Annotated in this window: 16 protein-coding genes; 7 read left to right on the top strand and 9 right to left on the bottom strand. The window is 77.2% G+C overall.

Translation table 11 applies throughout. The features are described 5' to 3' along the window. Positions 1-10 precede the first annotated feature (10 nt). Entirely contained in the window at positions 11-2,014 is a 2,004-nt protein-coding gene (locus BM048_RS09345; protein ID WP_239078768.1) for an NHL domain-containing thioredoxin family protein, read from the bottom strand. A gap of 88 nt (positions 2,015-2,102) precedes the next feature. On the opposite strand from BM048_RS09345, the gene BM048_RS09340 reads away from it, so the two are divergent. Next, on the top strand, positions 2,103-3,032 hold the full coding sequence (locus tag BM048_RS09340) for a glycosyltransferase family 2 protein (RefSeq protein WP_090032611.1): 930 nt from the start codon (positions 2,103-2,105) through the stop codon (positions 3,030-3,032). Positions 3,033-3,050: 18 nt separating this feature from the next. Here BM048_RS09340 and BM048_RS09335 read toward each other — a convergent pair whose 3' ends face one another. Both BM048_RS09335 and BM048_RS09330 read right to left on the bottom strand, forming a co-directional pair. Beyond that, entirely contained in the window at positions 3,051-3,971 is a 921-nt protein-coding gene (locus tag BM048_RS09335; RefSeq protein ID WP_090032609.1) for a glycosyltransferase family 2 protein, read from the bottom strand. Between the two features lie 104 nt (positions 3,972-4,075). After that, complete coding sequence (locus BM048_RS09330; protein ID WP_090032607.1) at positions 4,076-5,143, bottom strand: apurinic/apyrimidinic endonuclease family protein; 1,068 nt, start codon at positions 5,141-5,143, stop codon at positions 4,076-4,078. A gap of 153 nt (positions 5,144-5,296) precedes the next feature. On the opposite strand from BM048_RS09330, the gene BM048_RS09325 reads away from it, so the two are divergent. After that, complete coding sequence (locus tag BM048_RS09325) at positions 5,297-6,487, top strand: DUF4214 domain-containing protein (RefSeq protein ID WP_139224399.1); 1,191 nt, start codon at positions 5,297-5,299, stop codon at positions 6,485-6,487. Here the strand turns inward: BM048_RS09325 and BM048_RS09320 are convergent. Then, positions 6,472-7,668, bottom strand: coding sequence for a class I SAM-dependent methyltransferase (locus BM048_RS09320; RefSeq protein ID WP_239078769.1), 1,197 nt, complete (start codon positions 7,666-7,668; stop codon positions 6,472-6,474). The two genes, BM048_RS09325 and BM048_RS09320, sit on opposite strands and share 16 nt — an antisense overlap. An 83-nt stretch (positions 7,669-7,751) precedes the next feature. Continuing rightward, positions 7,752-8,363, bottom strand: coding sequence for a TetR/AcrR family transcriptional regulator (locus BM048_RS09315; protein ID WP_090032603.1), 612 nt, complete (start codon positions 8,361-8,363; stop codon positions 7,752-7,754). 126 nt (positions 8,364-8,489) lie between these two features. On the opposite strand from BM048_RS09315, the gene BM048_RS09310 reads away from it, so the two are divergent. From BM048_RS09310 to BM048_RS09290, 5 genes are all read left to right on the top strand, one after another. Beyond that, a complete protein-coding gene (locus BM048_RS09310; RefSeq protein ID WP_239078770.1) occupies positions 8,490-9,995 on the top strand; it encodes a helix-turn-helix domain-containing protein in 1,506 nt (501 codons plus the stop codon). A gap of 98 nt (positions 9,996-10,093) precedes the next feature. Further along, positions 10,094-11,617: an aldehyde dehydrogenase gene (gene adh / locus BM048_RS09305; RefSeq protein ID WP_090032602.1), complete on the top strand. Its 1,524-nt coding sequence runs from the start codon at positions 10,094-10,096 to the stop codon at positions 11,615-11,617. An 83-nt stretch (positions 11,618-11,700) separates the two neighbouring features. Next, positions 11,701-12,108: a DUF779 domain-containing protein gene (locus tag BM048_RS09300; RefSeq protein WP_090032601.1), complete on the top strand. Its 408-nt coding sequence runs from the start codon at positions 11,701-11,703 to the stop codon at positions 12,106-12,108. A 96-nt stretch (positions 12,109-12,204) separates the two neighbouring features. After that, positions 12,205-13,401 (top strand): poly(ethylene terephthalate) hydrolase family protein, encoded by a 1,197-nt coding sequence (locus tag BM048_RS09295; RefSeq protein WP_239078771.1) that lies wholly within the window; start codon positions 12,205-12,207, stop codon positions 13,399-13,401. A gap of 43 nt (positions 13,402-13,444) precedes the next feature. Beyond that, entirely contained in the window at positions 13,445-13,984 is a 540-nt protein-coding gene (locus tag BM048_RS09290) for a DinB family protein (RefSeq protein ID WP_090032599.1), read from the top strand. 3 nt (positions 13,985-13,987) lie between these two features. Here BM048_RS09290 and BM048_RS09285 read toward each other — a convergent pair whose 3' ends face one another. From BM048_RS09285 to BM048_RS09270, 4 genes are all read right to left on the bottom strand, one after another. Beyond that, complete coding sequence (locus BM048_RS09285) at positions 13,988-15,136, bottom strand: GGDEF domain-containing protein (RefSeq protein ID WP_090032598.1); 1,149 nt, start codon at positions 15,134-15,136, stop codon at positions 13,988-13,990. Positions 15,137-15,250: 114 nt separating this feature from the next. After that, positions 15,251-17,194, bottom strand: a complete 1,944-nt coding sequence (locus BM048_RS09280; protein ID WP_139224398.1) for a putative bifunctional diguanylate cyclase/phosphodiesterase — start codon at positions 17,192-17,194, stop codon at positions 15,251-15,253. Next, on the bottom strand, positions 17,191-19,056 hold the full coding sequence (locus BM048_RS09275) for a putative bifunctional diguanylate cyclase/phosphodiesterase (RefSeq protein WP_090032595.1): 1,866 nt from the start codon (positions 19,054-19,056) through the stop codon (positions 17,191-17,193). Before BM048_RS09275 ends, BM048_RS09280 begins: the two co-directional genes overlap by 4 nt. Next, a complete protein-coding gene (locus BM048_RS09270) occupies positions 19,020-20,741 on the bottom strand; it encodes a CHASE3 domain-containing protein (protein ID WP_139224397.1) in 1,722 nt (573 codons plus the stop codon). The genes BM048_RS09275 and BM048_RS09270 overlap by 37 nt, the downstream gene beginning before the upstream one ends. Between the last annotated feature and the right edge of the window lie 106 nt (positions 20,742-20,847).

Here is a 20,847-nt window from a genome sequence, read left to right as displayed (position 1 = left end):
GCCGCAGGGCTCAGCCGTGCAGCGGGAGCACCAGTCGCGCGTCGGTGCCCGGCACGACCCGCACCGGGACGCCCCAGTCCTGCTGGTGCAGGTGGCAGGCGGGGAACTCGACCTCGTCGGCGGCATCGCATGAGGCCGCCTGCGCGGTCACGTGCAGGACCCCCTCGGCCACCGCGGGGTCGAGCTCGAGGGTGCGGACGAGGTCGGTGCCGTCGCCGGCCCCGGCCCGGAGCAGGCCGGGCGGCGTGGCCGACACGCTCAGCCGCGTCGACGGCCCCCAGCGGTCGTCGAGCTTCTGCCCGGCGGCCGGCGTGAACACCACGTCGAGCAGGACCTCGCCGGGCGGGACGTCCGTCGGGGGGCGGCGGGTGCGGTGGGCGCCGTGGTCGAGCACGTCCCCGACGAGTCCGCCGGCCACGTCCGCCGGCAGCGCCACACGGGTCAGCCGGTGGGCGGCCGACTCCACGACGAGGACCGTCGGGGCGGCGCCCTCGTCGCCGGGCAGGACGACGACGCCGCTGGGCTCGGCCAGGCCGGTGGCGAGGGTGGTGACCGTCCCCGGCGTGCCGTCCGGCGTCCCCTCGGCAGGCGGGACGAGGCGCCGCAGCGCGCCGTTGTAGGTGTCGGCGACGAGGACGGACCCGTCGGGCAGCACGGCGACGCCGAGCGGGTGCTGCAGGCGCGCCTCGTCGGCGGGGCCGTCCCGGTGCCCGAAGTCGAACAAGCCCTCGCCGACGGCGGTGTGCACGGCCGCCGACGTGCCGCCGGCCCGAGGGTCGAGCCAGCGCAGCGCGGAGGTCTCCGAGTCCGCCACCCACACCCGCCGGTCCGGCCCGAGCGCCAGCCCCGACGGCTGTGCGAACCAGGCCCCGAGTGGGTCGCCGTCGACGAGCCCCTCGTTCATGGTCCCCGCGAGCAGCCCGATCGACCCCTGCTCGCCGTCGAACACCCACAGGGTGTGGTTGCCGGCCATCGCGACGACGAACGCGGCCAGGTCCGGGGACCACACGACGTCCCAGGGCGAGGACAGGCGGACGTCGAGCGGTGCGTAGGAGCCGGGGGCGTCGTCCAGCAGCCCGCGCACCTCCTCGACGCGGACCCCGTCGCGCACGACGAGGTTGTCCGGGCCGCCCACCATGTACTGCTCGCCGGTCCCGGCCACGGTGGTCACGTGCCCGTCGGCCAGCCGCACGCCGCGCAGCGCGTGGTTGACCGTGTCCGCCACCAGCACGTCGTAGCCGAGCCACGACCGCAGCTCGTCGGGCACGAGGCACAGGCCGTTCGGCTCGCTGAACCGCGCCGCGCCCGGCCCGCCGTCGACGAGCCCGCGCTCGCCGGACCCGATCCGCCGCACGAGCGTCTCCCCGTCGGCGGCGAGCTCGGCCAGGGAGTGGTGGCCGGCGTCCGCCACGAGCAGGTGCCCGTCCGGCAGCGCGACGGCCTTCGCCGGGAACCGCAGCGTGCCCGCGGTCGGCGCGGGCGGCACGTAGGGGCCGTCGCCGCGGTGCAGCGTCCCCTTCGCCTCGTGCTCGGCGACGAGCTCGTCGACCAGCACGGCGAGGTTGTGGCCGTGCCCCTCCCCGGCCATCTGGGCCACGACGTACCCCTCGGGGTCGACGACGACGAGCGTCGGCCACGCCCGGGCCGTGTAGGCGCCCCACGTCACCAGCGACGGGTCGTCGAGCACGGGGTGGCGCACGTCGTACCGCTCGACGGCCGCCGCCAGCGCCGCCGGGTCCGCCTCGTGCACGAACTTCGGGGAGTGCACCCCGACGATGACCAGCACGTCGCGGTGGCTCTCCTCGAGCTCGCGCAGCTCGTCGAGCACGTGCAGGCAGTTGATGCAGCAGAACGTCCAGAAGTCGAGCACGACGACCTTGCCGCGCAGGTCCGCCAGCCGCAGGTCGCGCCCGCCGGTGTTGAGCCACCCGCGCCCGACGAGCTCCGACGCACGGACGCGCGGCAGGCGGGCGGGGCGAGCGGGGCGGGCGGCGGGAGGCACGGTCGGCGGCACGACCCCATCATCGCCCGGGGCCGCAGGAGTCGAGCGTCACGGGCGGCGGCCCCCCGGGCGGGTGACCTGGGTCGGTAGTGTCCCGCCCATGCTCTCCGTCGCCGTCTGCGTGTGCACCAAGCTGAGGCCGCAGGGGCTGGCGGCGCTCCTGGACTCCCTGTCCCGTCAGGAGGACCCGGTCGGCCCGGACCACGAGCCGGTCGACGTGCGCGTGGTCGTCGTGGACAACGACGCCGAGCCGTCGGCCCGCGCGGGCGTCGAGGCGCGCACGGGGGACCGCTGGCCGGTCGTCTACGTGCACGAGCCGGTGCCCGGCATCCCGGCCGCGCGCAACGCGGCGGTCGCCGCGGCGCTCTCGCAGCCGTGCGACGTCCTGCTCTTCCTCGACGACGACGAGCGCGCCGACCCCGCCTGGCTGCGCACGATGCTGGAGGTCCGGCGCACGACGGGCGCCGAGGTCGTCACCGCGACGGTCGAGCCGGAGTTCGAGCCGGGCGCCCCCGCCTGGGCGGTGCAGGGCGGGTTCTACGAGCGGCCGCGCTTCGCCACGGGCACGGAGATCGGGTACGCGCGCACGAGCAACGTGCTCATCGACACGCGGCTGTTCACCCAGGACGGGCTGCGGTTCGAGCACACGGGCAGCCAGGGCGGGGAGGACACGCACTTCTTCGCGCAGGCCGTGGCCCGCGGGCGCCGGATCGTCTGGGCCGACGAGGCGGTGGTGCGCGAGACCGTGCCGGCCTCGCGCATCAGCGTCCGGTGGCTCGTCGCACGGTCCTACCGCTACGGGCTGACGCGCAGCGCGTCGCTGCGCCTGCTCGGCGGCACGCCCCTGCGCTACGCGCGCCGGGTCGTCAACGGGTTGCTCACCGTCCTGCGGGGGCTCGTGCTCGTCGTCGTCGGACGCGGTCGGATCGGCCGGACGAAAGGCCTGCAGGAGGTGGCGCTGGGCGCGGGCCTGGTCCTCGGCCTCGTCGGCGCGACGTACGACGACTACCGGACGGTGCACGGCCGGTAGACCCGCCGCCGGGCGGGGTCAGAGGTAGAGCACGCGGTACTTGATGCTGCCGACGACCCGGCCGGCGAGGTAGGCCGCGTGGCGGCGCAGCTCGATCCGCCGGGTGCGGTCCCGGACCGACCGCGGCGCCAGGCTCAGCACCCACAGCCAGTAGCGCAGGCTGCGGACGGGCTTCCACGGCATCCCGTGGCGGCGGAAGTCGCGGTACAGCATGGGTGCCTGACGGCCCCAGATGTACATCTGCTTGACCGACTTCTGCACGTCCGGCCGCATCCGGTAGTGGACGAGCGAGCCCGGCACGTCGACGAGCGTGAACCCCGCGAGCTGCAGCCGCCAGAAGAACTCGGTCTCCGTGCCGCCGCGCACGTAGTCCTCGTCGAAGCCGCCGACCTGCTCCCACGCCGCCCGCCGGTAGCCGGCGTTGGCGCCGATGGGCCAGGGCAGGAAGTCGTGCTGCGTCGACAGTCCGCTCATGCCGTCGACCCGCAGGCCGAGCGCGGCGACGTCGGCGTTGAGCCGCGTGCGGTCGACCCGGCCGGCGACGGCGTCCGCCGTGTCGAGCGCGGCCGACATGACCTCCACCCAGTCCTCGTCCGTCTCGTCGTCCGCGTCGCACATGAGCACCTGCGTGCCGCGCGCGGCCGCGGTGCCGACGTTGCGGGCGTGGTTGGCGCCGGCGCGCCCGCTCGCGTCGACGAGGCGCAGCCCCGGGACCCGGCCCTCGAAGGACCGCACGACGTCCGCCGTGCCGTCCGTGGACCCGTTGTCGGCCACGACCACCTCGAAGGACCGCGCGGTGCGCTGGCGGGCCAGGGACTCGAGCTGCGCCGGGAGCGTCGCCGCCCCGTTGCGGACGGGGATGACCACGGACGCGAGGGGGGCGGGCGTGTCGGGCGTCGAGGGCCCGGGCGGCGGCCCGGCGGGGGTGGCGGCGGTCATCCCTCGACGCTAGCGCGCCCGCGGGCGTCGTCCGGCGGCCCCGGACGTGACCCTGCTCGCGTCGACGCCCGGCCAGGGCCGCGACGCGACGACCCACCGGCTCCTCAGGGCACGACGGCCCGCTCCGGCGCCAGCAGGTCGTCCGTGTCGACCACCTCCGCGGCGGCCGCGTCGTCGCCCGGCCGCCGCCGCTCCTCGCGCGCCGCCACGTCGGGGAACAGCTTCTCCAGCGCGGCCCGCGCGTGCAGCAGGGCCAGGTCCTTGGCCTTGGCCTCCAGGACGACGTCGAGCGGCCCGGGCGCGATCCGCAGCAGCTCGACGAGGTCCCACGGCGAGACGAGGTCGGCGTGCGGGGTCAGCCGCGGGAGCACGGGCACCTGCTGGGTCCTCCGTGTCCCGGGCACCTTCTTCGCCACGGTCTCGACGTCGAGCCGCGCGGAGGACAGGTGCACCTTCGGACGGACGCCGGGCGCCCACGTCGCGTACGCGGCGGCCAGCGCCTCCTCCGGCGGGATGCCGACGGAGGTCACGTGCGTGCGGTGGTGGTGCTGGTCGTAGACGACCCGGACGCCGGTGCGGCGGCTGAGCTCGAGGACGTCGTCGACGCCGAAGGGGCCGTCGTCGTTCTCGAGGCCGAGGCGGGCCTGCGCCCGGTCCGACAGCCGCTCGTACGCGGCGGCCCAGCGGTCCAGCGCGGAGGGCCGGTCGTTGTACAGCCCGCCCACGTGCACGACGACCGTGCCCTCCGGCCCCTGGCCCAGGGCGTCGAGCAGCGCGGCGTCCTGCTCGAGGTCGAGCGAGGACTTGCGGGACAGCTCCGGCTCGGGGCCGTTGATGACCGTGTACTGGCCCGGGTGCGTCGACAGGCGGATGCCGGCGGCGCGGATGCGGGCGCCGAGCTCCGCGAGCTGGTCGGCGCACTGGTCGATCTGCCGGCGGTAGTCCAGCTCGGGCAGGTCGGGGTGCGTGCCGTAGGGGACGGTGCTCGACGAGAGCCGGAACACCCGGACGTCGATCTTCTCCAGGTAGTCGATGGCCGGCCCGAGGAGCTCCAGCGAGCGGGAGAGGTGCGGCCCGCTCTGCCAGCGCCGCCCGTCGGAGGTCGGGATGCCGCCGTCGCCGACGATCTTCACCGCGAAGCCGAGCCGGTAGGGGTGGACGGGCGTCTGCATGCCCTCACGCTGCCCCGGCCCGGCGGAGCGTGCACGCCGGGGCGGGGGACGTGGCCTTCACCACGTCCCCCGCTCCTCGGGACCGCCCGCGCCGCGCGTCCTCCCTCCGGGGGGTGCCGGTCCGTGGCGCGCCGTGCGTACAGTGCCCGGGCGGTGCGAACGGCACCGACCGGGACGAACGGGGCGGTGCGCGTGGTCGAGGCCGAGGCCAGGAGGCGCGGACGGCGCGCCCTCGGGGTGGCGCTGCCCGCCGCGGTGGTGCTGGGCGTGGTGCCGGTGACGCTGCCCGCGCTGCTGTCGGGGGCGTCGGCCGCGGAGGACCTGCCCGTCGACCGCGTGCTGGCCGAGCCGTCGGACGCGTTCCGGCTGCCGAGCACGGCGGGCGTCGACGTGCAGTGCGCCGGACCTGTCGGCACCGCGGTCGTCACCCTCCAGCCGGCGGTCAACGCCGGGTGGCCGACCCGCACGGTCGACGGCGTGGAGCAGGCGCGGCTCGGCGACGTCACGGTGACGGTGGACGGCGCGACCGTCCTGAGCCGGCCCGACGCCCACGCCGCGGTGGCCACCGCGACCACGGAGGTGCTCACGTCGGGCGGTGCGCCCGGCGCGGCGCCCCTGGCCCTCGTGACGGGGCAGGTCGTCGCGCTCACGGTGGCGCACGCCGAGCGGTCGGTGACGACGTCGGTGACCGTGGAGTGCGCGCCCGCCGCACCGCCGGCCGACAGCGCGGACCAGGCCGTCGTCGTGCGGCTGTACCAGGACTTCCTCGACCGGGACCCGGCGCCGGCCGAGCTCGCCGGCCAGGTGGCGCGCCTCGAGGCCGGCACGGCCAACCGCTTCGACCTCGCCGCCGAGCTGTCGCGCTCCGACGAGTGGATCTCGGTCGTCGTCACGGGCTTCTACGAGGACACGCTGCACCGCGCCCCCGACGCCGGCGGGCTCGCCGGCTGGACGGCCGCGGCGCGCGCGGGGCTGCCGGTCGCGGAGATCGCCGCCTCGTTCTACGCCTCGGAGGAGTACTACCGGACCGTCGCCGGCGGCGACGACGCCGCCTGGGTCACCGACCTCTACCGCGTCCTGCTCCTGCGCGAGCCCGACGCCGCGGGTCTCGACGGCTGGGTGCGCGCGCTGGGCGCCGGCATGTCGCGCACCACGCTGGCGTACGGCTTCTACCAGTCCCAGGAGACGCTCCAGGTGCGCGTCGAGGCGCTCTACCAGCGGCTGCTCGGCCGGTCGGCGGAGCCGGGGGCGATGGCGGTGTGGACGCCGGTCGTCCGGGACCAGGGCGACCTGCAGCTCGCCGCGTTCCTGGCCGGGTCGGAGGAGTACTACCGGCGCGGCTGACCGGTGCCGCCGCGCCGCTCCAGGACCCAGATCCGGGGGTGGTGGCCCTTGGCGAAGACGCGCAGGGGTTCGGCGGCCGGGCGCCAGTCGGCGGCGGCGGCCGCGACGCAGCGTTCCATGACGCGGACCTCGTGCGTGAGAACCGCGAGCCGGCCGCCGGGCACGGTGAGGGCGGCGGCGCCGCGCAGGAGGCCGGCGTGCACGTCGGCCGCCGTCGCGTGGGTGCCGTGCAGCGTCCCCCAGGGCGGGTCCGCGAGCACGAGGTCCCAGGCGGCGGCGCCGCCCGGCGGGGCGCCCGCGGGGGTCCCCGTCGGTGCGCCCGTCAGTGCGCCCGTCAGTGCGCCCGCCAGCGCAACAGAGTCCGTGGCGTCGGCGTCCACGACGGCGACGACGGGCGCCCCCGCGACGCGGCGCGGCGGTGCGGGCGCCCCGGCGACGACGAGCCCCGCCGCCGCGAGGTTGGCGCGCGCGGCGTCGCGGGCACCGGCGGCCGTGTCGACGAGCGCGGCGGCCGCCGCCGGCCCCGCCAGCAGGCGCTCCACCAGCAGCGTCCCCGACCCGCCCATGAGGTTCAGCACGCGGTCCTGCGGCCGCACCCCGGCCAGCCGCACGAGGGCCGCGGCGATGGTCGCGTTGGCGGCACCCGGGTAGTCGACGACCCGCCACGGCCGCGCGGACAGCGGCCGCCGCCCGATCCGCACGAGCACGTCCCAGCCGGGGTCCTCGGTGCGTGCGGCGCCACCCTCCGGTGGCACACCCCGCCGCAGCCGCACGACGAGCTCGCCGTCGCGCGGGTCGTGCGGCAGGCCCGTCGCCGCCGACAGCTCGGCCGCCAGCCGCTGCAGCACGAGCGAGTCCTTGCCCGCCGCCTCGAGGCGGAGGCTCGACGCGGCGGCGGCGAGCTGCGCGGACCGGACGGCCCCCACGACGCGCGCCAGGTGGTCGCCGCTGACGAGGCTGCGCGGCCGCGGCACGTCCAGGTGCAGCGCGACCCAGGCCGCGACGGGCGTGCGCAGCGCCAGCGCCGGCCGCAGCGGACCGGTGACGTCGACGACGAGCGCGTCCTCCCGCCCTGGCACCGGCCGCGGCGGACGCGCCGGCGCGAGCCGCTCGACGACCTCGTCGTGCACCACGCCGCCGAGCCCGGGCAGGAACGTCAGCTCCAGCCGCGTGGTGGGCACGCGCGGGGCCTCCGAGCGGCGCCCTCGGGCGGGCGCGTCCCGGCGGGGTGCGGGCCGAGCCCGCCCGGCCGGTCGTCGGGCGCTCAGGCGGGGACCAGGGCGGGCGCGGCGCCGACGGCGCGCAGGACGAAGGCCTCGGTCTCCGCGACCGCCCGGCGCCGCTCCGGCCCGTCCTGCGCCGGCACGCCGCGGCCCGACAGGCAGGCGTTGACCAGGGGGACGGTGACGTCGAGGTCCTGGTCCGGGAAGGCGCCGCTCGCGATCCCCTCGGCCAGGACGTCCCGCAGGATGCGCTCCACCATGACGACGTGCTCGCGCACGCGGGCCTGCGTCTCGCGGGAGAGCACCGAGCGCAGCTCCGGCCCGGGCGCGAGGTGGTACTCGCGCGTGAGCTGCACCTGCTGCCGCACGTACGCGCGCAACCGCTCGGTGGGGTCCTCGAGCCCCGCGAGCGCGGCGCGCAGGTCCGCGACGAAGAGCTCCGTCTCGTGGGTGATGAACCCGACGAGCAGCGACTCCTTGTCCGTGAAGTGGTTGTAGACGGCGGTGCGCCCGACCCCGGCCTCGGCCGCGATCTCGGCGAGCGTCACCGCGTCGAACCCGCGCTCGGCCATGAGGCGGGCCAGGGCGCCGAAGAGGCGCAGGCGGGTCTGCTCGCGGTGCTCGTGCAGGGAGCCCCCGATGATCTTCGGCATGGTGACATCGTCGCACGGAGTGTCAGGAAAATTCCAACCGGTCGGACGATGCCACCCGTCCGGGGTCGCTCGTAGACTCCTCGGCACCGGGGCCCGTGGGCGTGCACCGGGACCGAGAGGACGACGGTGACCGCTCCCCCCGCCGCGCGAGCACCCCGCGCCGCGTCCCAGGCCGCGACGGCGCGCGCGGCTGCTCCCGCGCCGGCGGCCCGACGCGGGCCGGCCCTGCGCGCGGCGCACGAGCGCGCGGCGGCGACGGGCCAGGTGCCGCGGCAGGCCGTCCGCCCGGTCGTGGCCGACTCCTGGACCCGCAGCGTGCGCAGCGGCGTCGACCCCGACCGCGCCGAGCCCCTGGTGGACCTCACCGACGCCGACCTCCGGGCCGCCCGCGCGCGGCACCCGCTCGCTGCAGCGCTGCCGGCCTGGCGGGGGCTCCTCGTCGAGCCGGGGCTGGGCTGGGTGGCCGCGCTGACGGACACCGAGGGCCGGCTGCTGTGGGTCGAGGGCGACGCCGCCGTGCGCCGGCGGGTGGGTGCCGTCGGGTTCGTCGAGGGCGCCGTGTGGCGCGAGGACTGCGCCGGCACCAACGCCCCCGGCACGGCCCTGGCCACCGGCCAGGTGGTGCAGGTGCTGGGCGCGGAGCACTGGGCGCGGCCCGTGCAGGCGTACAACTGCGTGGCCGCGCCGGTGCACGGGCCGGACGGGTCCGTCCTCGGGGTGCTCGACGTGACGGGCGGGCGCGAGGTGGCCAGCCCGATGGCGCGCTCGCTCGTGCGCGCGACGGCCGCGGCGCTCGAGGCCGCGGTGGCGGGGGTGGGCGCCCGTGCCGGTGCGGGTGCCCGTGCGGGTGCGGGTGCCGGTGCCGATGCGGGTGCCGATGCGGGTGCCGATGCGTCGACCGACGTGCCCCGGCTGGCCGTGCTGGGTGCCGGGGCCCCGACGCTGCAGGGGCGCGGCGGCGACGTCCGGCTGTCGCGGCGCCACGCGGAGATCCTCCTGCTGCTGGCGGAGCACCCCGCCGGGCTGACGGGGGAGGAGCTCGCGGTCCTGCTGTGCGAGGACGAGCTGTCGGCGGTGACGGTCCGCGCGGAGGTGTCGCGGCTGCGGCGGGCGGTGGGGGACCTGCTGGCGTCCTCGTCGCCCTACCGGCTGGCGCTGCCCGTGACGACGGACCTCGCCGCGGTGCGGGCGGCGCTGGGCGTCGAGGACCTGGCCGTGGCGCTCGCGGCGTACCCCGGGCCGGTGCTGCCGCGCTCGGTGGCGCCGGGGGTCGTGCGGGTCCGGGAGGACCTGTCCGCGTGCGTGCGCGCCGCGGTGCTCGCGGGCCGGGACGTCGGCGCGCTGCAGCGGTGGACGGCGTCCGACGAGGGTCTCGACGACTGGGACGCCTGGTGCCGGCTGGCCGCCCTCACGGCCCCCGGCTCGGCCGTGCACCTGCGGGCGCACGCCCGGCTGGCCCGCCTGTCCGACGAGCTGGCCGTCGCCGGACCGGCCCTCGTCGGGCCCGCCCTCGTCGGACCGGCCCTCGTCGGACCGGCCCTCGTCGGGTCGGCCCTCGTCGGGACCCGGACGGGCGGTGCCCCTCACCCGCGCGCCGCAGCTGCAACGTCGCTGCAACGCCCCCGCTCCTAACGTCGGCCCCGGAGCGCGGCGAGGAGGCCGCGACCCGGGCGCGGCCCTCCGCCGAGGGCGGGCCGCAGCCCCCGACCGTGCAGATCGGTGGAGCAGGCATGACCGTCTACGCAGCACCCGGCCAGTCCGACAGCAAGGCCACCTTCCGCGAGCGCTACGACCACTGGATCGGCGGCGAGTACGTCGCCCCGGCCAACGGTCGCTACTTCGAGAACCGCACGCCCGTCACCGGCCAGGTGTTCTGCCAGGTGGCCCGCGGCGACGCGGACGACATCGAGCGCGCCCTCGACGCGGCGCACGGCGCGGCCCGCACGTGGCGCAAGACGTCCGCCACGGAGCGCGCGAACATCCTCAACCGGATCGCCGACCGGATGGAGCAGAACCTCGAGCTCCTCGCGGTCGCCGAGACGTGGGAGAACGGCAAGCCGGTGCGCGAGACGCTGGCGGCGGACATGCCGCTGGCCATCGACCACTTCCGCTACTTCGCGGGGGCGGTGCGCGCGCAGGAGGGGTCGATCTCCGAGATCGACGAGGACACGATCGCGTACCACTTCCACGAGCCGCTGGGTGTCGTCGGGCAGATCATCCCGTGGAACTTCCCCATCCTCATGGCGGTGTGGAAGCTGGCGCCGGCGCTGGCGGCGGGCAACGCCGTCGTCATCAAGCCGGCCGAGCAGACGCCGGTGTCGATCCTCGTGCTCATGGAGCTCATCGCGGACCTGCTGCCGCCGGGCGTCGTCAACGTCGTCAACGGCTTCGGCGTCGAGGCGGGCAAGCCGCTGGCGTCCTCCCCGCGCATCCGCAAGATCGCCTTCACGGGGGAGACGACGACCGGGCGGCTGATCATGCAGTACGCCTCGCAGAACATCATCCCGGTGACCCTCGAGCTCGGCGGCAAGAGCCCGAACATCTTCTTCGAGGACGTCGCGCGCGCCGACGACGCGTTCTACGACAAGGCCCTCGAGGGCTTCGCGATGTTCGCGCTCAACCAGGGCGAGGTCTGCACCTGCCCGTCGCGGGCGCTCATCCAGGAGTCGATCTACGACTCCTTCCTCGCCGACGCGGTGAAGCGCACGGAGGCCATCGTCCAGGGCAACCCGCTGGACACCGCGACGATGATCGGCGCGCAGGCGTCCAACGACCAGCTCGAGAAGATCCTGTCCTACATCGAGATCGGCAAGGGCGAGGGCGCGAAGGTCCGCACCGGTGGGGGCCGGGCCCACCTCGACGGGGACCTGGCCGGCGGCTACTACGTCAGCCCGACGATCTTCGAGGGCAAGAACTCCATGCGGATCTTCCAGGAGGAGATCTTCGGCCCGGTCGTCGCTGTGACGTCGTTCTCCGACTACTCCGACGCCATCCACGTCGCCAACGACACGCTGTACGGCCTGGGTGCCGGCGTCTGGACCCGCGAGGGGTCCATCGCCTACCGCGCGGGCCGGGACATCGAGGCCGGCCGCGTGTGGACGAACTGCTACCACGCGTACCCCGCGGCCGCGGCGTTCGGCGGCTACAAGGGCTCGGGCGTCGGCCGCGAGAACCACAAGATGATGCTCGACCACTACCAGCAGACGAAGAACCTGCTGGTCAGCTACTCCGGCCAGAAGCTCGGCTTCTTCTGACCGGGCCGGGTCGCCGTCGGGTCCAGACCCGGGCCCGGCGGCGGCCCCCGGTCCGCAGGTGCACGCACGGCGAGGGAGCGGTCATGACCGAGGCAGGAGCGGCACCCGTGCCGTCGCGGGTCGACGTCACGGAGGAGGCCGCGGCACTGCTGCGCGACCTGCGGGCGCAGCACGGCGAGCTGATGTTCCACCAGTCCGGGGGGTGCTGCGACGGCTCGTCGCCCATGTGCTACCCCGCCGGGGAGTTCCTCACGGGCGACGTCGACGTCCACCTGGGCGACCTCGACATCGGCGGGGGCGCCGTCGTCCCGGTCTGGATGACGCGGGCGCAGTACGCGTACTGGAAGCACACGCACCTGACCATCGACGTCGTCGACGGGCGCGGCGCGGGCTTCTCGCTGGAGGCGCCGGAGGGCCGGCGGTTCCTCATCCGCTCGCGGATCTTCTCCGACGAGGAGTGGCTGGCCCTGCAGGACGCGCACCTGGTCTGACGGGCGCCGGACGGCCGGGCCGTGGTGCCGCTGAGCGGGTCGCGGCGCCGACGCCGCTGCTGGTGTCGAACGTTCTCCACACCGACCCTTGACCGCGTGGGAGCGCGTCCACGAGAGTGTCCGCTCCGGCCCGCCCGGGCCACCGCCGTCACCGCCCTGCTCAGCACGCTGCTCGCGGGGGTGGTCGTCACGGCCACCGCCGGCGGCGCCCAGTCGGCCACCTGTGCCGACGTCGACGTGGCGTTCGCGCGCGGCACGGGCGAGACGCCGGGGCTCGGCGTCGTCGGCACGTCGTACGTCCGGGCCGTCACCGCGGAGCTGGCGGGCTCGAGCGTCTCGTCGTACGCGGTGGACTACGAGGCGAACAGCTCGCAGACCAGCGCGGTCCCCGGCTCGGCCGACATGGTCGCGCACGTCGAGGCCGTCGCCGCCGCCTGCCCCGGCACGCGGTTCGTCCTCGGCGGGTACTCCCAGGGCGCCACGGTGACCGACAAGGTCGTCGGCGTGCGGACCGCGTCGTCCTACGGCACGCAGCTGCCCGCCGCCACGGCCTCGATCCAGGCGACGACGGGCCCGTTCGCGGTGTCCACCACCACGGTGTCGTCGACGTCGGTCCGCGGCTTCGGGGGCGGCACGATCTACTACCCGACGACGACGACCGCCGGCACCTTCGGAGCCGTCGCGATCGCGCCCGGGTACACCGCGCGGCAGTCGAGCATCTCGTGGCTGGGCCCGCGCCTGGCGTCGCAGGGGTTCGTCGTCTTCACCATCGACACCTTGACGACCTCGGACCAGCCCGCCTCGCGCGGTGACCAGCTCCTGGCCGCCCTGGACCACCTGACGACGGCGAGCAGCGTGCGCACCCGCGTGGACGCCACCCGCCTGGCCGCCATGGGCCACTCCATGGGCGGCGGCGGCTCGCTCGAGGCCGCCAAGGACCGGCCCTCGATCCGCGCCGTCATCCCCCTGACGCCGTGGAACACCGACAAGACGTGGCCCGAGGTGACGAGCCCGACGCTGATCATCGGGGCGGAGAACGACTCCACGGCGTCCGTCGCGTCGCACGCGATCCCGTTCTACGAGAGCCTCGGCAACGCGCGCGAGCGGGCCTACCTCGAGCTCGACGGGGCCAGCCACTTCACGCCGAACTCCCCGAACACGTCGATCGCCGCCACCAGCATCGCGTGGCTCAAGCGGTTCGTGGACGACGACACCCGCTACACGGCCTTCCTCTGCCCGGGGCCCGGGACCGGCGGTGCGCTGTCCGACTGGCGCACGAGCTGCCCGATGTGAGGCCGGCATCCCTGAGCGGGCCGGCTGCCGCTACGGTGCGGCCATGACCGCCACCGACGAGCCGCAGGCACCCGCGCCCGACACGAAGGACTGGACGTGGGTGCTCGAGCGCCCGTGCCCCGACTGCGGGTTCGACGCCCGCACGGTGGACGTCCGCGGGATCGGCGCCGCCGTGCGCGCGGACGTGCCGCGCTGGCAGGCGGTGCTGGCCCGGCCCGACGCCCGGCGCCGGCCGGCCCCGGGCGTCTGGTCGCCGACGGAGTACGCCGCGCACGTGCGCGACGTGCTGGACGTCTTCTCCGGGCGCGTCCGGCTGGTGCTCGACGAGGACGACCCGCTGTTCCCGAACTGGGACCAGGACGCCACCGCCCTGGCGGAGCGCTACGACCTGCAGCACCCGGACGACGTGGCCCGCGCGCTCGCCCGGCGGGCGGCGACGACCGCCGCGCTGTTCGACGCCGTGCCCGACGACGCGTGGGAGCGCCCCGGGCGGCGGTCGAACGGCTCGGTCTTCACCCTGGCGACCCTCGGCGCGTACTTCCTGCACGACGTGCGCCACCACCTGCACGACGTGCGGGGCTGACCGCTACACCAGGTCCGGCTCGGGGTCCGGCTGGGGTTCCGGGTCGGGGTCCGGCTCGGGCCGGGCGGCGGCGACGCGGTCCCGACCGGAGCCCTTGGCCGCGTAGAGGGCGCGGTCCGCGGCGGCGTACAGGTCGTCGAACGACCAGCCGGGACGCGCGACGGCGTAGCCGACGGACACCGTCAGCCGCAGCGGGCTGCCGGCCGTGCCCGCCCCGGCCGTGCCCGCCCCGGCCGTGCCCGCTCCGGACGAGCGCGCGGCGGTGTGCAGCGCGCGGGCCCGCTCGTCGACCGTCGGCCCCGTGCCGCGGACGAGCACGGCCAGCTCGTCGCCGCCGATCCGGGCCAGGACGTCGGACGGACCGGCGACCGCCCGGAGCGCGGCCGCCAGCTCGACGAGCGCGGCGTCCCCGGCGGGGTGCCCGTGCACGTCGTTGACCTGCTTGAACCCGTCGACGTCGAGGAGCACGAGGCCGACGTGCGGCCGGACGTCGCCCGGCCGGCCCGTGACGAGCGCGGCCTCCGCGGCGGCGGAGAGGCTCCGCCGGGTCAGCAGGCCGGTGAGGTCGTCGGTGGAGGCCAGCTCGTCGAGGCTGGCGATGAGCCGGCGCTGCTCGTCGATGAGACGCTCGCGCTCGCGGCCGGCGGTCATGAGCACGGCCGTGATGACGGGCAGCGTCGTGGCCGCCAGCAGCAGGTCGCGCAGCGCGTCGCCGACCGGCAGCAGCGTCAGCACGATCACCGCGTCGCACAGCACCGCGAAGACCGTGATACCCCAGGCGAAGCCGCGGCGGAACTGCGAGGCGCCGTACACCACGGCGTAGACGAGGCCCAGCTGCCCGGCCGCCGACGGGTCGTCGACGGACACCGCCACGAGCACGGTCACCACGGGCGCCAGCACCGCGACCGCCGGCCACACGAGCACCGGCACCCGGTCGGTCCACCAGCGCTGCGCGACCGCGACCAGCACGTAGACGGCGACGACGGCGACGGCCGACAGCGCGCTGGCGGCCGTCGCGCCCGGCCGGTCCTGGAGCTGGGCCAGCAGCTCCCACGCGAGCGTCGCGGCGCCGCCGAACAGCACGACCACCCACCAGGCGCGGGCGGCGGAGAGCCGGTCACGTGGCTCGAGGGCCGTCAGCACCGCACGCATGCGCCGATCATGGGCGACGAGGAGGGGCGCCCGTCGGGACCTCGGGGCCCGGACCAGCGGATTCACCCGGACGAGCGTGCGACGGCCGGCGCGCGGCGACCGGGGTGCGGCGGTTCAGCGCGCGGCGGCGCCCAGGCGGGCCGACAGCTCGTCGGCGGTCTGCGGCGCGCCGAGGTGGAAGCCCTGCACGTGGGCGCAGCCCAGCTCGCGCGCGACGGCCAGGGTCGCCTCGTCCTCCACGCCCTCGAGCACGACGTCGCGGCCCAGCGCCCGTCCCATCTCGAGCAGCGCGCCGACGACCGCGGCCGCCTCGCGCCGGCGCAGCCGCCGGGTGAGGGACCGGTCGACCTTGAGCACCCGCGCCGGCACGTCGAGCACGCGGCGCAGCGACGACCACCCCCCGCCGAGGTCGTCGAGGGACAGCCCGCACCCTTCCGCGACCAGGGCCCGCGCGCCCCGCTCGGCCTCCTCGCCCAGGAGGCTCCCCTCGGTCACGTCGAGCAGCAGCCGCTCGGGCGCCACGCCACCGGCGTCGAGCAGCGCCCGCACGGTCGCGGGCAGGGCCGGGTCCGCGAGCTCCGCGGCCGACAGGTTGACGAAGAGCCGCTGCGGCGACCGGGCGCCCAGGCCCCGGTCCCAGTCCGCGAGCTGCGCGACCGCGCGGGCGACGACGAACCGCCCCAGCCGGCGCTCCAGGCCGCCCGCGCCGGCGACGTCGAGCACCTGGCCGCCGGAGAGCAGCCCGCGCACCGGGTGCCGCCACCGCACGAGGGCCTCCACGCCCCAGGCCGCGCCCGTCGGCGCGCGCGACGGGTCCGGGCCGACGTCCTGCACCGGCTGGTAGTGCACCTCCAGCGCGTCGGCGTCCAGCGCGGCGCGCAGGTCCGCGACGAGGGACGGCGTGGCGTGCGCGGCCAGGTCGCGGGCGTAGCCCTCCGGGTCCTCGACGGCGACGCCGCCCCGCCCGGCGCGCTTGGCGCGGTACATCGCCGCGTCGGCGCGCGCGAGGAGCGTCTCGGGCCGGACCGCGGGGTCGTCGGCCACCGCGACGCCCACGCTGACGGACGGCGTCACCGTCCGACCGGGCAGCACGAGCGGCTCGGCCACGGCGGAGACCACCCGCTGGGCGACCGCGACCGCCTCGGCCGGGGAGCGCACGTCCTCGAGCAGGACGACGAGCTCGTCGCCGCCGATCCGCGCCAGCACGTCCGGCGGCCGCAGCCGGGCCCGCGCGCGCCGGGCGCACGCCCGCAGCAGCGCGTCGCCCGCCGCGTGCCCGTCGACGTCGTTGACGTACTTGAGGCCGTCGACGTCGAGGAACAGCAGCGCCACCGTGCCCGTCCCGCTGCCTGTCCCGCTGCCCGTCCCGCCGCCCGTGCCGCCGCCCGTCGCGCTGCTCGTCCCGCCGCCCGCCCCGCTGCCCGCGCGCGCACCGGCCCGCGCCGCCCGGGCCAGCGCCCGCTCCAGCAGCTCGAGCAGCACCCAGCGCAGGGGCAGGCCCGTCAGCGCGTCGTGCATGGCGTGGTCGGCCAGCTCGGCACGGGCCGTGCGCGCCTCGTCGCGGTCGGAGGCGAGCACCACCCAGAGCGTGGCGAGCCGCGCCAGCCCTTCCAGGACGGCTAGGTCCTCGCCCGGCAGCCGACCCGGCTCGGCGCGGAAGACGTCGAGCGTGCCCCACGTCCGCCCGCGCGCGACGAGCGGGACGGTCGTCACGGCGGCCAGCCCGCGCTCGGCGGCCCGTGCCATGAACGCGGGCCACCGGCCCTCCGCGGCCAGGTCACCGACGTCGAGGACCTCGCCCGACGCGCGGGCCTCGACGCCCGGCCCGCTCTGCTGCTCGGCCTGGACGGCCTCCACGTCCGCGCTGGCGGGGTCCGTGGTGTGCACCACCGACAGCCGTCCCCCCTCGTCGGCGACGAGGACGCCGGCCGCCGGCAGGGCGAGCACCTCGGCCACGCCCTCGGCGAGCAGCCGGAGCACCTCGTGGGCGTCGACCTCGCCGAGGACGGCGCCGGTGAAGGTGGCGAGCACGCGCTCGAGCGCGTCGAGGTCGGTCATGCCGGCCGCCCCCCGCACGGCGCCGGCGGCCGCAGCGCGGCGGTGATCGCGTCGGCGGGCTGCGGCCGGCCCAGGTGGTAGCCCTGCGCGTGCGTGCAGCCCAGGGCCGCGGCCAGGTCGAGGGTGGCGGCGTCCTCCACGCCCTCGAGCACGACGGTCCGCCCGAGCGTGCGACCCATCAGCAGCACGGCCTTGACCAGCGCTGACGCCTCCGGGCGCGTCGTCAGCTCGCGGGTGAGCGACCCGTCGATCTTCAGCGCGGCGTCGGGGATGTCCACCACGCGCGACAGCGAGGAGTACCCGACGCCCAGGTCGTCGATCGCCACGCCGCACTCCAGCTCCTCCAGCGCGCGCACCGCCGCCGTGCCGTGCTCGCTGAGCAGGCCTGTCTCCGTGAGCTCGAGCGTGAGCCGGCGCGGCGGCACCCCGACGTCCGCGAGGACCTGCGCGACCCGCCGCGGCAGGTCGGGCTGCGCGAGCTCGGCCGCCGAGACGTTGACGAACACCCGCTGCGGGCTGCGCGCGCCGAGGGCGGCGTCCCACCGCGCGAGCTGGGTGACCGCCTCCCGCAGGGCCCACGCGCCGATGTCGACGAGCAGGCCGCCGGCCTCCGCGACGTCGACGAACGCGCCCGCCGTCAGCAGGCCGCGCTCGGGATGGCGCCACCGCAGCAGGGCCTCGACGGCCCAGGGCACCGCCGGCCCGTCGCCCCCGCTCCCGTCCGGCCCGTTCGTCAGCCCGTTCGTCGGCCCGTTCGTCGGCCCGTTCGTCGGCCCGTTCGTCGGCCCGTTCGTCGGCCCAGGCACCGGCAGCGCGTGGATGGGCTGGTAGTGCAGCTCGAGGCGGCTCTCGTCGAGCGCCTCGCGCAGCTGCCCCAGCAGCCGGGCCTCGCCCGTCGCCTCGCGGTCCGCGGCGTAGCGGGCCGGCTCGAACAGCTCCACGCAGCCGCGGCCGGTCCGCTTGGCCCGGTACATGGCGGCGTCGGCGTGCGCGACGAGCGCGTCCGCGGTGGCGCCCGGCTCGTCGGCCAGGGCCACGCCGGTGCTCGTCGAGGGGTGCAGCGTGACCGTGCCGCCCCAGGGCAGGTCGAGGACGAGCGGTGCGCCGACCGCCGCCGTCAGCCGCCGGGCCACCTCGACGGCGGCCTCGGGCCCGCCGGCGTCCGCGAGCAGCACGGCCAGCTCGTCGCCGCCCATGCGGGCCGCCACGTCCGTGGCCCGCAGCCCGGCCCGCAGGCGCGCGGCGCACGCCTGCAGCAGCCGGTCGCCCGCGGCGTGCCCCCAGGTGTCGTTGACGTACTTGAGGCCGTCGACGTCGAGGAACAGCAGCGCCACCTCCTCCCCGCCGCGCGCGCGGCGGGCGAGCGCCCGGTCGACGTGCTCGAGGAGGACCCGCCGCACGGGCAGCCCGGTCAGCGGGTCGTGGCCGGCCCGCCGCGCGAGGTCGTCCCGCGCCGCGCGCGCCGCACCGCGGTCGGCGTCGACGACGAGCAGGGCGGTCGACAGCCCGACGAGGCGGTCCAGCGCGCGGCGGCCGTCGTCGTCGGGCGGGGTCGTCCCCGGCGCGGCGCGCACCTCGAGCACGGCCCACGTGCGTCCGCGTGCCTCGAGGGGCAGGCGGGCCACGAGCTCGTCGGCAGGGGCGTCGGCGGGCCCCTCGACCCGGGGGCCCACGGGATCGCCGGGGAGGAGGACCCGGGCGGTGGCCGTGCCGGGCGGCAGGCCGAGGACCTCGGGGGCCCGCGCGGCGAGGCGCGCGAGCACGTCGTCGGCGTCGACGTCGTCGCCCGGGGGACCGGCCGCGGTGGTGAAGGCGTCGAGGACCGTCAGCAACGCGTCCCGACGCCCTCTGCCGACCACCACCTCCGCACGGTACGCCCGACCCGCCGCCGCACGTCCCGCGGGGCGCGGACCAGGATGCGCCCGCAGGGGCGTCGTCGCACGTCAGCGCGCGGGTGAAGCCTGCTCCCCCGGCACCGGCGGGCGCGGGTCCGTCGGGTCGCCGGCCAGTACCGCCCGGGCCCGACCGCGGCGCTTGGCGTCGTACAGCGCGCTGTCGGCCGCACGGACGAGCGCGAGCGGCGGCGTGCCGGCCCCGCCCACGGCCACGCCGCACTCGCGGTGACGACGACCTCCTCACCGCCGCCCGCGTGCCCGCCCAGCGACAGGGGTCGGCCCAGCGCGTCCACGACCCGCCGCGCCAGCCGCAGGGCGTCGTCGGCGGACGCGAGGTCGGGCGACACGACGAGGAACTCGTCGCCGCCCATGCGCGCCGCCGTGTCCGCGTCCCGCACGACGGACCGCAGCCGCGCGGCCTGCTCGACGAGGACGCGGTCGCCGACGGCGTGCCCGCGGCGGTCGTTGACGTCCTTGAACCCGTCGAGGTCGACGTAGACCACCGCCACGAGCCCGCCGACCCGGGTCAGCCGCGTCACGGCGAGCTCGAGGTGGTCCAGCGCCAGCACGCGGTTCGGCAGGTCGGTCAGCGGGTCGTGCAGCGCCTGGTGCGCGAGCGCGGCCTCGGTCACGCGGCGCTCGGTGACGTCCAGCACCTCCAGCAGGCAGCCGGTGTCCCCGTCGACCTCGGGCAGCGGCCGGACGCTGACGACGACGAACGCGGTGGTGCCGTCCGGGCGCTGCAGCGTGCGCTCGCCGAGGTACTCCTCGACCCCGTCGGAGGCGCAGCGCCGCACGCCGTCGGCCACCTCGGCGCCGTCCTGCGGCCCGACGAACGCGAGCGGGTCGGCGCCCACCAGGCCCTCGCGCGGGACGCGGACGAGGTCGGCGAGCACGGGGTTGACGGCCACCACGCGGGCCGGGCCCGCCGGTGGGACCGCGAGGACCGCCATCCCGACCACCGAGCCCTCGAACAGCCGCCGGAAGCGGTCCTCGCCCCGCCCGTGCGCCACCCGCCACCGGTGCGCGGCAGCCCCCGCGCGGCGCAGCGCGAGGGTCAGCACCAGACCGGCGAGGGCGACCGCGGCGGCCAGCGCGGCGACGAGCCACCGGTCCGCCGCCGCCCGTGCCCGGCCGGCGGCGGCACCGGCGGCCGCGCGCACCTCGTCCACCTGCACGCGCACCTCGTCCATGGCGGCCTTGCCCGTGCCGCCCGTGACGACCCGCACCGCCGCGTCGGTCTGCCCGGCGCGGGCCAGCGCGACGATCCGCTGCACGAGCCGGTCCTTCGCCGCGACCGCGGCGGCGAGCCGCTGGGCGGGGGCCCGGGCCGCCGGCACCTCCGCGGCCTCGGCCTGCAGGCGCTCGAGGGCGGCGGGCACGCGCTGCCGGCCCTCCTCGTAGGGCTGCAGGAACGCGTCGTCGCCGGTCAGCAGGTAGCCGCGCTGGCCCGTCTCGGCATCGAGGAGCGCGACGAGCAGCGCGTCGGCGGCCGCCGAGACCCGCTGCGACCGGTCGGCGCGGTCCCGGTCGCGGGCCACGGCGACCGCCGACGTCGCGCACAGCACGGCCAGCACCCCCGCCAGCAGCGCCGCCAGCAGCGCCGCCAGCAGCACCGCCAGCAGCACCGTCCGTCGCCCCTGCGCCCGCACACCCGCCCCCGTCGCCGGCGGGCGGCCCGGTGCTGGTGACGCCCGCGTCGGGCCCATCGTCCCCGGCGCCCGCGCGCCTGTCCACGCGGGGACCTGCGCGCCACGG

The organism is Cellulomonas marina (assembly GCF_900111925.1).
GTDB classification, from domain to species: domain Bacteria; phylum Actinomycetota; class Actinomycetes; order Actinomycetales; family Cellulomonadaceae; genus Cellulomonas; species Cellulomonas marina.
This window is presented reverse-complemented; position numbering and strand designations above follow the sequence as displayed.

What these genes read in the sequence shown, in the direction of transcription:
- BM048_RS09335 (WP_090032609.1), bottom strand. Translation starts at nt 3,971, where the DNA reads ATGACCGCCGCCACCCCCGCCGGGCCGCCGCCCGGGCCCTCGACGCCC.
- BM048_RS09285 (WP_090032598.1), bottom strand. Translation starts at nt 15,136, where the DNA reads ATGCGTGCGGTGCTGACGGCCCTCGAGCCACGTGACCGGCTCTCCGCC.
- BM048_RS09340 (WP_090032611.1), top strand. Translation starts at nt 2,103, where the DNA reads ATGCTCTCCGTCGCCGTCTGCGTGTGCACCAAGCTGAGGCCGCAGGGG.
- BM048_RS09330 (WP_090032607.1), bottom strand. Translation starts at nt 5,143, where the DNA reads ATGCAGACGCCCGTCCACCCCTACCGGCTCGGCTTCGCGGTGAAGATC.
- adh (WP_090032602.1), top strand. Translation starts at nt 10,094, where the DNA reads ATGACCGTCTACGCAGCACCCGGCCAGTCCGACAGCAAGGCCACCTTC.
- BM048_RS09290 (WP_090032599.1), top strand. Translation starts at nt 13,445, where the DNA reads ATGACCGCCACCGACGAGCCGCAGGCACCCGCGCCCGACACGAAGGAC.
- BM048_RS09300 (WP_090032601.1), top strand. Translation starts at nt 11,701, where the DNA reads ATGACCGAGGCAGGAGCGGCACCCGTGCCGTCGCGGGTCGACGTCACG.
- BM048_RS09280 (WP_139224398.1), bottom strand. Translation starts at nt 17,194, where the DNA reads ATGACCGACCTCGACGCGCTCGAGCGCGTGCTCGCCACCTTCACCGGC.
- BM048_RS09315 (WP_090032603.1), bottom strand. Translation starts at nt 8,363, where the DNA reads ATGCCGAAGATCATCGGGGGCTCCCTGCACGAGCACCGCGAGCAGACC.